At 35.4% G+C, this 10,680-nt stretch carries 10 protein-coding genes; all 10 read left to right on the forward strand.

What is annotated here, in order from left to right:
• Window positions 1-141: 141 nt before the first annotated feature.
• Window positions 142-1,218 carry an iron-containing alcohol dehydrogenase family protein gene (locus CJD30_RS10935; protein WP_294919015.1) on the forward strand — a complete coding sequence of 359 codons (1,077 nt, stop codon included), beginning with the start codon at window positions 142-144 and terminating at the stop codon, window positions 1,216-1,218.
• An 84-nt stretch (window positions 1,219-1,302) separates the two neighbouring features.
• A complete protein-coding gene (locus CJD30_RS10940; protein WP_294919017.1) occupies window positions 1,303-2,481 on the forward strand; it encodes a DegT/DnrJ/EryC1/StrS family aminotransferase in 1,179 nt (392 codons plus the stop codon).
• Window positions 2,481-4,055 carry a hypothetical protein gene (locus CJD30_RS10945; protein WP_294919019.1) on the forward strand — a complete coding sequence of 525 codons (1,575 nt, stop codon included), beginning with the start codon at window positions 2,481-2,483 and terminating at the stop codon, window positions 4,053-4,055. The genes CJD30_RS10940 and CJD30_RS10945 overlap by 1 nt, the downstream gene beginning before the upstream one ends.
• Window positions 4,052-4,735 (forward strand): NTP transferase domain-containing protein, encoded by a 684-nt coding sequence (locus CJD30_RS10950; protein WP_294919021.1) that lies wholly within the window; start codon window positions 4,052-4,054, stop codon window positions 4,733-4,735. The genes CJD30_RS10945 and CJD30_RS10950 overlap by 4 nt, the downstream gene beginning before the upstream one ends.
• Window positions 4,732-5,790, forward strand: coding sequence for an N-acetylneuraminate synthase family protein (locus CJD30_RS10955; protein WP_294919023.1), 1,059 nt, complete (start codon window positions 4,732-4,734; stop codon window positions 5,788-5,790). The genes CJD30_RS10950 and CJD30_RS10955 overlap by 4 nt, the downstream gene beginning before the upstream one ends.
• Entirely contained in the window at window positions 5,772-7,088 is a 1,317-nt protein-coding gene (locus tag CJD30_RS10960; RefSeq protein WP_294919025.1) for a DUF4910 domain-containing protein, read from the forward strand. Before CJD30_RS10955 ends, CJD30_RS10960 begins: the two co-directional genes overlap by 19 nt.
• Window positions 7,078-8,073: a hypothetical protein gene (locus tag CJD30_RS10965; protein WP_294919027.1), complete on the forward strand. Its 996-nt coding sequence runs from the start codon at window positions 7,078-7,080 to the stop codon at window positions 8,071-8,073. The genes CJD30_RS10960 and CJD30_RS10965 overlap by 11 nt, the downstream gene beginning before the upstream one ends.
• On the forward strand, window positions 8,070-9,149 hold the full coding sequence (locus CJD30_RS10970) for a radical SAM/SPASM domain-containing protein (RefSeq protein ID WP_294919029.1): 1,080 nt from the start codon (window positions 8,070-8,072) through the stop codon (window positions 9,147-9,149). The genes CJD30_RS10965 and CJD30_RS10970 overlap by 4 nt, the downstream gene beginning before the upstream one ends.
• 2 nt (window positions 9,150-9,151) lie before the next feature.
• Entirely contained in the window at window positions 9,152-9,721 is a 570-nt protein-coding gene (locus tag CJD30_RS10975) for an acyltransferase (protein WP_294919031.1), read from the forward strand.
• A 5-nt stretch (window positions 9,722-9,726) separates the two neighbouring features.
• On the forward strand, window positions 9,727-10,680 hold a 954-nt coding region (locus tag CJD30_RS10980; protein WP_294919033.1), incomplete at its 3' end, for a hypothetical protein.

Raw genomic sequence — 10,680 nt, forward strand, 5'->3', positions numbered from 1 at the left:
CCTCTCGCGGTCAAGTCGGTCAAAGCGATTACCCGTGGGAAAAATTGGATGAATTAGATAATTTCACAGACTTAAAATGTTAATATGACAATCAGTTTCTTTCCTCACACTGTATGAAAAAAAAGATTAAAAAGATAAAAAATGAAAAACTCAAAAAATGTTCTCTCTTATTTGTTCGGAAAAGGTGCATTAGGACAATTAGCAAAAATATTAAATCAAAAAGAGTTACAAAATAAATATGTAGTTTATTATATAGATGAATATTTTCAGCATAATGATTTGCTTGAAAAATTACCGCTAAAATCCGAAGATGAAGTTTTTTTTGTACAGACCAGCCATGAGCCGAAAACGAGCTATATTAATGATTTTAGAGATCGTCTTGTTCAAAAAAACAAAACCAACCCAGGAGCAGTAATTGCAATAGGAGGAGGATGTACATTAGATACGGGCAAAGCAGTAGCCAATCTATTAACCAATCCAGGTAATGCAGAAGATTATCAAGGGTGGGATTTGGTAAATATTCCTGCCATCTATAAAATTGGTATTCCGACAGTTTCAGGTACTGGGGCCGAAGCGAGCCGGACATGCGTAATGACCAATCCATTAAATGGCTTAAAACTTGGGATGAATAGCGACTATACTATTTATGACCAATTGATATTGGATCCGGATTTAACGAAAACCGTTCCTCGCGATCAATATTTTTTTACAGGGATGGATACCTATCTTCACTGCATTGAATCACTCAATGGAAGATACAGAAATGCAATCGGGGATGCATTCTCACATCAAGCCATTCAACTATGTAGAGAAGTTTTTCTGAGTAACGATATGATGAGTGATAATAACCGTGAAAAACTCATGATCGCTTCTTATCTCGGTGGATGTGCAATAGCCAATAGCTTTGTAGGTATTATTCATCCTTTTTCCGCCGGTCTTAGTGTAGTTTTGGATACTCATCACTGCATCGGCAACTGTATAACGATGAATGCTATGGAAGAATTTTACCCAGAAGCCTTTAAAGAGTTTAATTTGATGGCTGAAAAACAAGGTATAAAAATACCCCGTGATATAGCCAAAAATCTTACTGAAGAACAATACAAAGCACTCTATAATTCTACTGTCATTCATGAAAAGCCCTTGTCAAATGCTCTTGGTGATGAATTCAAAAAAGTTTTAACTTATGAAAAAGTAACGGAAATATTTAAAAGGATGTAACCATGGCAAAGTATCATAAATATGTCTTTGATATAGAAAATAGAAATTTTGTAATAGTTTTTGCAAAAAGGAAAAATCTCTAAAATGGATTTTAAAATAAACTTTAGTGGGACAGGGCATAAATATACACAAGATGAAATCAATATCGTCGTTGAAGCAATGGAGTCTGCTGATCCGCTGACCCAAGGAAAGTACAAAGATATCTTTGAAAAAAAGTTTTGCGAATACAATGGAAATAAATATGCTTTTTCAGTTTGTAACGCTACTGCGGCTTTAGAATTGGCAGCGCAAATGTGCTTATTTAAAGACGGTGATGAAATTATTGCGCCATCACACACTTTTACTTCAAGCGTTTACCCTTTCGTCAAAAAAGGGGCTAAAGTTGTATGGGCAGATATTGATTTGTCAACAAGAGTTATAACTCTAGAAAACATAAAAAAGTGTATTACTGCACAAACGAAAGCTATAGTCGTAGTTCATTTATACGGTTTTATGATTCCTGAAATCACTAAAATTTCATTGTTTGCCAAAGAAAATAATATCTTGTTAATCGAAGATGTTGCTCAAGCGATGGGCACTGAGATGAATGGACAAAAAGCCGGCACATTTGGAGATTTTGGAATTTTTTCTTTCCATTCACATAAAAATATTACAACCCTTGGTGAAGGTGGGATGCTGACCGTCAAAGAAGAACGGTATGCAGATATTATCCCTATGCTCAGACATAACGGACATTGTGGATTTTTACAGCAAAGAGATCATTATTGGACTCCTGCAATGGGGAATCTGGATTTGCCGAATTTAGATGGTCACTATCTTTTGCCCAACAACTATTGTCTTGGTGAAGTAGAATGTGCATTAGGTACAAAACTACTTGAAAGACTCGATGAAATGAATGCACAAAAGCGTTCCAGAGCAATTCGCTTCATTGATGAATTAAAAGAATTTGAAAGTTTACAATTTCACCGGGTAGACGACAACAGACACAACTACCATCTTTTAGCAGCATATGTCAAAAATGGCAAAAGAGATCAAATCATGCAAAAACTGGTGTATGATAAAAAGATTAAATGTGTCGTTCAATATTATCCTCTCAACCGTTACCCATTATACAAAAAACTTGGATTTTCCAGTGCTAAGTGCCCTAATTCAGATGAGTTTTTTGATAATATGATCTCATTTCCGTTTCAACATTGGATGAGTAATGAGGATTTTGATTACATGCTGCGATCTACCAAAGAAGTCATGAAAGAAATAAAGTAGTGGAAAATTTACTCGTCGTCATTCCAGCAATCAAGAAAAATGCTGTCATTCCGGATCAGCTGATTAAAAAGTTAAATGGCATTACACTAATTCAAAGAGCTATCAATACTGCATTGGAACTGACAACACGAGACAACATTTTGATTATTACTGATTCTGCAGAAATATCTCTCATTTCAGAACGAAACAATATCGAATATTATAAAAATCCTACACTTTCACTGAATTCTGACAATATACTTAATAGTGTCATCGAAATCGTTACTCATAAAGCGCAAAACAATATTTTACTCTACAGAGCCAATACTCCACTTGTAGACAGTTCAATATTACAGGAAGCTTATAAAACTTTTTTATCTGATACCGATATCATATTAACATCAGTAAAAAAGGAAAAACGAAAGCTTTTAAAACTCGAAAATAGCATTCTTACACTTATAAATCATGATGATTATTTTGAAGAGTTAAAAGCTTTTCATATCTTTTCAAAAATAACTGTACAGAAAAAAGCATACAAACCTTATATCATTGAATCTGAAAAGTCAATAGAAATAGAAAGTTATCAGGATTGGTGGGTATGTGAAAAAGTATTGCAAAGAAAAAAAATTATTTTCAATGTAATAGGCAGCATAGAAATAGGGATGGGGCATATTTATCATTCGCTGGCCCTCGCACACGAAATAACTGACCATGAAATTATCTTTGTATGCAATAGACAATACGAAGTCGCAGTAGATGCAATAGCATCCATGGACTATAAAGTTATTGCCACAGACAATACCTTAAAAACCATACTCCAGCTAAACCCTGATTTAGTGATTAACGATATTCTAGATACCGAAGAAGATTACATAACTGCATTGAAACAACATCACATAAAAGTAGTGAATTTTGAAGATCTAGGAAATGGTTCCAGCTATGCCGATTTAGTTTTTAATGAACTCTACGACATTCCTCAATGCAGCGGAGAAAATTACTGTTGGGGATATGAATACCTGGCCCTAAGAGATGAGTTTTATGAAGCAATTCCACATCGTTTCGTAGAAGACATTAAAGAGGTCCTGATTACATTTGGAGGAACGGATCAGAATAATCTAACCTTACTAACTTTAGAAGCTATAGTCAATATCTGTGACCAAAATAATATTAAAATAAATATTGTGTGCGGAAGCGCATATGGGTATAAAGCAGATCTTGAAAATTATTTACAGCAACTGAAATATAAAAACATTTCCATCACATTTGCCAGTGGAGTAATATCAAAAATTATGGAAAAAACTCAATTGGCTATTTCATCCAATGGTAGAACTGTTTATGAATTGGCAGATATGAATATACCTTCAATCATTATCTCTCATCACGAACGTGAAGCAACACACTGTTTTGCAACTCTAGAAAAAGGATTTGTTAACTTAGGCGTTATAAACCATGAAATACAAAAAAGAATACAAAAAAAATTTGAAAAACTTGTTGAAGACAGCGATTATAGGAAATTACTCTTTATGAACATTCAAAGATATAGTTTTAGAGAGAATAAACAAAAAGTAGTTCGAAAAATATTGGAGCTACTATGAAAACTGTAGCTATTATACAAGCCCGAATCGGCTCAACAAGGCTTCCTTATAAAATGATGCTCTCCCTTCATGGAAAACCGATTATTGAGTGGGTTATAAAGAGAGTACAAAAGTCAACACTTTTAGATGATGTCATTGTTGCAATTCCGATGAGCGAAGAGAACGACATTCTGGAACACTATATAATGAAGCTTGGCGTCAAGGTTTTTAGAGGCAGTGAAAGCAATGTTTTAGAGAGATTTTATAATTCTGTCAAACATGAAAATGCCTCTCATATTATACGTGTATGTGCAGATAATCCGTTGATTGATGCACATGAAATAGACAATCTCATTCAATTTTATGCAAATAACTCATGCGATTATGCCTATAATCATATCCCTAAAGACAATTTATATCCGGATGGCCTTGGTGCGGAAATAATTTCATTCGATCTACTCACTATGTTGCATAAAATTGTTGAATCACAACACCATAAAGAACATTGTTTATCTTACATCCATGATAACAAAGAACAGTTTATTATCAAAACCTTTGATCCGCCGAATCACTTTCTGCATCATCCAGAATTACGATTTGATATTGATACATTCAATGATTACTATAATTTGGCGATGAAAAATGTCGATATCAACACATCATCCGATGAACTTATTAAAATTTTTGGAGACATCAAATGAAATTAACCGAGCTATTAAACACTTTAAACCCGCATGAAAGAAAATTATCCAGACCCTACATTATCGCTGAAGCAGGTGTCAATCATGAAGGGAGTATGGATACAGCTAAAAGATTAGTCGATGAAGCTAAAGAAGGCGGTGCTGACGCTATCAAATTTCAAACCTACAGAGCAAATACCATTGCTTCAAAAGATTCTCCGGCCTATTGGGACACTACCAAAGAACCTACTGCATCCCAGTATGAACTTTTTACTAAACATGACAAGTTTTGGAAAAATGAAATGCTCGAACTCAAAAATTATTGTGATGCCGTCGGGATTGAGTTTTTAAGTACTCCGTTCGATATCGAATCCGCTACATTTTTAAACGACATGATGGATGTATTTAAAATTTCTTCATCCGATATTACCAACAAACCATTCATAGAATACATGTGTGATTTTGGCAAACCGATTATCCTCTCAACCGGGGCGAGCAGTTTAAGTGAAATACAAGAGGCAGTAGGCTGGATCGAAGCCAAAGGTAATACGCTGGCACTCCTGCACTGTGTACTCAATTATCCCACCCCTGATAAAAATGCCAATCTCGGGATGATTTTAGGGCTTAAAAAAGCATTTCCAGACAATATCATAGGATACAGTGACCATACACTGCCACAAGATATGAAAGTGTGTGAGATGGCCACCTTATTAGGCTCTGTTATTATTGAAAAACACTTCACCCACGATAAAACTTTGCCAGGGAATGACCACTATCATGCCATGGACAAAGAGGATTTAAAACTGTTTAGAAAAAATCTTGAACGAATATTTGAGCTACTTGGAAGTTTTAAAGTAGAAGCTTTAGACGATGAAGCGCCCGCACGTGCTAACGCGCGAAGAAGTTTGGTAGCACTGAAAGACATTCCAAAAGGAACCATCATTACAAAAGAAGATTTGACATTTAAACGTCCTGCTCATGGAGTCAGCCCCAAGTTTATCGATGACGTAATAGGACGAATAGCCCTAGTAGATATCAAAGATGATGATGTGATTAAATGGAATATGTTTCAATGACAGATTATACTCACGATATTGATATCTATCTCAAAAGACTCTTTCCGATTACGCGAAGCATTACCGGTGAAGGTAATAGAGCAACACTGCGGATCTTGCAGGAAATCATCCCTTTAAACATTATAGAATACCCAGCAGGACAGCACGTCTATGATTGGACAATACCAAAAGAGTGGAATATAAAAGAGGCATGGATCAAAAACTCCCGCGGCGACAAGATTATTGACTTTGAAGTGTCAAACCTGCACGTCATTAGCTATTCCGCTCCTGTCCATAGGAAAATGACTCTGGAAGAACTAAGACCTCATCTCCACTATCATGAAGTTTTGCCGCATGCGATTCCTTACCGCACCAGTTACTATCATGAGAATTGGGGCTTTTGTTTAACATATAAGCAATACGAAACATTATCTTCTAATGAAGAATATGAAGTTTTTATCGACAGTGAGTTATCCGAAGGCTCCCTTTCAGTAGGAGAACTCTTGATTCAAGGAAAAAGTACAAAAGAGTACTTGATCTCATGTTATATTTGTCATCCTTCCATGGCAAATGATAGCTTAAGCGGTGTCATCACAACCGCTTTTATAGCTAAAGAACTTTTAAAGAATCAAGGCAATCTGGAACATAGCTATCGAATCGTTTTTGTCCCCGAAACAATTGGAGCCATCAGTTATTGCGCAAACAATGAAAAAGCGATGAAAGCAATTGATAACGGACTAGTCATTACCACGTGCGGAGGGCTTGGACAGTACGGCTATAAACAGTCTTGGAATAAAAATGATTTTATCAACCAAATGATTGAGGATGTATTTAATGAAAACAAGATCAATTTCATAACCTATCCTTTTGACATACATGGAAGCGATGAAAGACAATACTCTTCTCAAGGGTTCAAAATAAATTGTGCAACAATCACAAAAGATAGATATTACGAATATGATTACTATCACACCAGTTTGGACAATCTGGACTTTGTCACTGCAGCTAATTTAAACTGGACATTACATTTATATTTACAACTTATAGATAAGATGGATAAGAATCTTGTTTACCAAAATCTTTATCCACATTGTGAAGTAATGTTGAGTAAACACGATTTATATCCAAAAACTGGAGGGGCCTTACTTCCAAATACTAATATTTCATCTTTGGATATTATTTTATGGAGTTTATTTTATATGGATGGTAATACAACACTTTACGAAATAAGCAAACAATTGCGAACCGACATCTGTGTGGTTTACGATCAAATAAAACCTTTATTAGATAAACAAATTATAAAGATCTGTGATGAATGAGAAATATCAGTTCGAAAAAATCAGTGATTGCGATATATGGCAGAAATTTGTTGAAACTACACCGGAATATACCATGTTCGTTAGCTCAACATATCTCCGCTCCTTTGGCGGACAATACAAACTCTATTTCGTTAAAAAAGGAATAGAGGTTAAAGCCGGTTTTTGCCTATTGCTATCAGAAGATGGAAATCGAGTAATCTTGAATGAACTCGTCATCTATTCAGGTATATTTTTCAAAGAAGATCAAACCCAAAAAGCAGTTAAGGCGAAGTCTGAGAGATTTGAAATCACGGAGCAAATCATCCGATTCATCACTGATAATTTTTCATGTATCAGTATCGCACTTTCGACAAAATTTGAAGACTTAAGACCATTCTTATGGCATAATTACGGCTCAATAAATCAACAAGAAATCTTCTCGCTGGATCTAAGATATACAAGCTATCTGAATATCTCAGAATTAAGAGATACCCACGATGAAGAATCGACAGATCTATTCAAATGTTTAGAAACATTACGACAGAGGAATATTCGAAAAGCCCGTAAAGAAGGGTCATACACGGTTGAAGAGGTTCAAATAGAACTTTTTTTAAATTATTATATTGCCCTTATGGAAAGTCAAAATCAGCAAGTTCCTGCTCAAAAACTCGCACAGATGTCTCGAATTATAGAAAATTGTACGCAAGAGAAGCAGGCTGTAATGTTTGCTACAAAAAACGCCAACCACGAAATTATTTATCTGACCGTCTTTTCATATGATCATTATCGGGCATATTATCTTTTCGGAGCTGGAAATCCGAATGCCATAGAGCATTATCGAGGAACCATCTGTTTTTGGGATGCTTTTATGAAACTGTCACGAGAATATAAAATCAACGAAGTAGATCTCGAAGGAATCAACTCACCCCAGAGAGGTTGGTTCAAACTCAGTTTCGGAGGAAGTATCGTTCCGTATTATGAAGTAAATCTAGGAGTATATGAATGATTGAAGAAGAAAAATACATTCCCATTAACAAAGGGCATTTTGAGCTTGATACGGTAGAACGCACACTGGAATTCCAAACTAAAATGGCCACAGGTTGGGAGCAAGAATATAAAGAATATCGGGATAAATGGGTGGCTCTTCCAAAAACACGACAAATTGCCGAATATCCGCTACTGGTCGATCTCGAACTCGCTTCAGCCTGCAATCTAAAATGCCCTATGTGTTATACCATCACGGATGAGTTCAAAAGTAAAGTCAAAAAAGGATTTATGGACTTCGATCTTTTTAAAAAAATTGTCGATGAAATTGCCGGAAAAGTCTTTGCAATTCGCTTAAGCCTAAGAGGAGAGGCCACCCTACACAAACATTTTATCGATTGTATCAAATATGCAAAAGACAAAAGGATCAAAGAAGTATCTACACTGACGCACGGTGGAAACTTAAATTTAGAGTTTTTTAAAAAAGCCGTTGATGCAGGTATCGATTGGATTACAATCTCCATTGATGGAACCGATGATGAATACAATAAAATCCGCAAACCTTTAAAGTTCGAGGACACCCTTCAACGGCTTCAAGACATTAAACAATACAAAGATGAGAACAATCTTATTAAACCTGTCATCAAAGTGCAGGGAATATGGCCAGCCATCCGCCCTAATCCTACTAAATACTACGAAACCATTGCACCCTTAGTCGATTTGGTATCCTACAACCCTTTGATCGATTATTTGCGTAAAGATACCGAAATCGCGTATGAAGAGAATTTCGCCTGCCCTCAGCTCTATCAGCGGATTGTAGTGGGAAGTGACGGCCAAGTTATGATGTGCAGTAACGATGAGGACGGAGAAGAGATTATCGGGAATGCGTACGAAGAGTCCATTTATGATATATGGCATGGAGAAAAGCTCAATAAAATAAGAGATATTCATAACCAACCTGATGGATTCAAAACGATGAAAGTTTGCAAATTATGCTATTATCCCCGTAAAATGGTGCCAGATGAACCAGCGGTCGTCGGGAATAGACATATTATTGTCGAAAATTATATTAATAGAAAACAAGAAGCAGGTGAGTGATCATGTTTACTGGATATAAATGGAAAGATAAAGCTTCTTCTACAAATATTACTCTTGTTGACAAAATTAGAACTTTTTTCAAACTTAGAAATTCAAAAATTAAATATGGTCGAAATGTCAGTGTAAAACAAAACGTTGAAATTCGCTTAACAGATAATGCAATCTTAGAAATAGGCGACAATGTTATTATAGATAGTTATGTATTTTTACAACTTACCAAACCCACTCCCAAAGTCATCTTACATGACTACGTAGGTATTGGCAGACATTGTGTCATTGCTGCCAAAGGCAATATCACTATTGGGAAATATACACAGATAGGACCTTATTGCCAGATCAATGACCAAGGTCATGCATTTAAGAAAGAAAAATTAATCATCGAACAAGATGCAATTATTGAAGATGTCACTATCGGGGAAGATTGTTGGATTGGGGCAGGTGTCCGAATATTAAAAGGTGTTCGCATCGGAAACGGTGTCGTTATAGGAGCAGGTGCTATTGTTAATAAAAATATCCCTGATTATGAAATATGGGCTGGCGTACCGGCAAAATTTATTAAAAAAAGACTTTAAAATAAATGTTTCTAGCCACAACTGCTTTGAATGAATTTTGGGATACAAACCAAAAAATACTTTTTTTAGGGGATCATTGCAAACTTTTTGATTCCAAAGAGGAAAACATCTCTTTGGAATCACATACTATGCCTCCCTTTTGGCATTCTTCCGTACAAGTAGAAGATGCCATTACGGTCTGCAAGCTCATCTATCAAAAGTTCCTGCCACTCCTCACCGATCAACTCAATATCCTGCACGGGGAAGAGCAATCTGAACATTATTATCATATTATTTTAGGTAATTGGCTCGAAGGCTATATTCAACAATATTATGATAAGTTTTATTCCATCCAAAAAGTACTTGACACCTGTGGTGTTGCAAAAGAAAAATTATTTACCTATACGTTAAATTCCCATCAAGATTATATTCCATCTGAAATTTATGATTATTTTGAGGCGACAGTAACAGATGAATACGCATTACAGTTATACTCTTATGTCATAAGATTTTTGCAAATTCCGCATTCCGATAAAGCTTTAAAGCAACCTATCGACAATAAACGTCCTATCGTCAAAAAATTCAGATCTAACGTTAGTCGCGTAATCCGTTCTTCTATCTTCAAAATGACCTATCTGATAAACAGTATCTTACAAGATCAACAGATTTTAATCTCTGCCTTGGTTTTCAAAGAAAATTCTTTTTTTAATCATTTGAAATTGTGGATAATGAGTAAAGCTAAAATTGTGATTGATGATTTTTCCTATCAAAGATTAGCACATCACAAAACTGATTTCACAAAACGGAAAGAAATAAGTACATTTTTACAAAACAACCACTATGAGAGTTTATTTGAAACATTTTTAAGCACGCGTATCGCATATGATTTACCGGTCATTTTTTTAGAGAACTTCCAAAATTTTAAAAATACACTGCCCTTGAAATCTTTTGATAAAACGGCTATGTTAATCACAATGAAC

The sequence above is a fragment of the Sulfuricurvum sp. PD_MW2 genome (assembly GCF_002633015.1).
Taxonomy (GTDB): domain Bacteria; phylum Campylobacterota; class Campylobacteria; order Campylobacterales; family Sulfurimonadaceae; genus Sulfuricurvum.